The organism is Aureimonas phyllosphaerae (genome assembly GCF_900113065.1).
Lineage (GTDB): Bacteria > Pseudomonadota > Alphaproteobacteria > Rhizobiales > Rhizobiaceae > Aureimonas > Aureimonas phyllosphaerae.
This window is the reverse complement of sequence record NZ_FOOA01000058.1, coordinates 1-1,609: the sequence shown is the minus strand read 5'-3', so window position 1 is coordinate 1,609 and position 1,609 is coordinate 1. Positions and strand designations below refer to the sequence as shown.

The window sequence follows — 1,609 nt, the reverse complement described above, 5'->3', positions numbered from 1 at the left end:
GTCCCATGATCGTTCTCCTACGGCCAGGATGGCCGTTGGGGAGATTGCGGCGACCAGATAAGCGGGGACGAACGTTTCGCGACGAGGAACGACCCTTCCACGTCGTCACCAACCGGTCCTTCACCACCCCGGAAGCAGACGTGAGCTTGGTTCGATCCGAGCTGATAAAGTAGTAAGGTAGTCTTACAGATGACGCTCCCACTCAGCTCGTCCCCTTGCGTGCCGGGATGGATAGTAGCCTGACTCGACATCCGCCCGCAGTGTGTCCGGGATGGTGTTCGCATCCCATCCAAGTCGGCTCCACCAAAGCTGGAGACGCATCAACCACCCTATGCGCGTCGGAACAGGTGAGGCAGCGGTCGTTTCATTGTCAAATACCAAAGCGTCGGAGGATGAGATCGGCATCGAGCATCTCGCGTGCGGGAAAGTCCACCCGTTCTCCCGCCACAGCCCTTGCCGATCCAATCGAACGTGGCGCATGGTGCATAAGGAGATTTAATGCATCATGGTCCGTTCGCTTCCCCCGCTCACGGCTTTGCGCGCCTTCGAGGCGGCTGCGCGCCATCTGAGCTTCACCCGCGCAGCCGACGAACTCGGCATGACCCAGGCGGCTGTCAGCTACCAGATCAAAGTTCTTGAGGAGCGGATCGGGGCCTCCTTGTTCACACGTACAGGCCGACAGGTCGAACTCACGCCGGCGGCGCACATGTTGGCGGGCGAGACATCGCTCGCCTTCGATCGGATCGCGGCGGCCTACGGAGAGGCGCGAGGTGCGACAGCAAGCGTTCTGTCGATCAGCTCGATCCCGACTTTTGCTAGCCTATGGCTGGCGCGTCACCTGGGCGAGTTTCAGGTTGCGCACCCATCCATAGCCGTCCAGCTCGCCTGCTCGCGCGACCTCGTGGACTTCACCCGCGAGCCTGTGGACGCTGCGTTGCGTGCAGGCGATGGCGATTGGCCCGGTCTGCGCACCCATATGCTGGTTCGCGGCGACTTCTCGCCGATGCTGAGTCCTGCACTCATAGAACGCATCGGACATCCCCTTCGGGAGCCGGCTGATCTCCTACACTACCCGCTTGTCGACCCAGGCTATCCATGGTGGGATCTGTGGTTCGAGAGCGTCGGCGTGCGCCGGGATAAGGCGGGAGTCACGAACCGTTCCAAGTTGCGCAGCCAAGACCTTGAGGCGATCGCTGCGGCCGCCGGCCATGGCGTCGCGATGCTGACGCCCTTCTTCTATCAGGACCAGGTTGCGAGCGGCGCACTGATCCAGCCTTTCGCGCATCTTTATCCGATCAATCGCGCCTACTATCTCGTCTACCCCGAGGCGCGTCACAACGTGCCGAAGATCCGCCGCTTTCGCGACTGGATCGTTTCGTGCTTCCCCGAACCGTCTCATTCAAAATAGGGTCCGCTTCAGTCCCTAAACTCTCCGAAGCGGACAGGCAGCTTTCCACCCAACCAAGCCGATCGGCGACATGGAAGCGGACGCCCGAAAGCCAAGGGTCCGCAAGCGACCCGTCTCGGTCGTTTGCTACTGCCTCGTGTCATTCCGAAAGCAGACGCTTTTCTTCAGCTCCGCGCTATGCGGCATGTCACCTTCATCAGC

At 61.2% G+C, this 1,609-nt stretch carries 1 protein-coding gene; it reads left to right on the top strand.

Annotated elements, in window-relative coordinates; translation table 11 throughout:
- Positions 1–505: 505 nt before the first annotated feature.
- Positions 506–1,408, top strand: a complete 903-nt coding sequence (locus BM175_RS22280) for a LysR substrate-binding domain-containing protein (RefSeq protein WP_090967006.1) — start codon at positions 506–508, stop codon at positions 1,406–1,408.
- Positions 1,409–1,609: the final 201 nt, after the last annotated feature.

Bases quoted from the DNA above. Each gene is read 5' to 3' on its own strand.
- BM175_RS22280 (WP_090967006.1), top strand. From the start codon at position 506: ATGGTCCGTTCGCTTCCCCCGCTCACGGCTTTGCGCGCCTTCGAGGCG.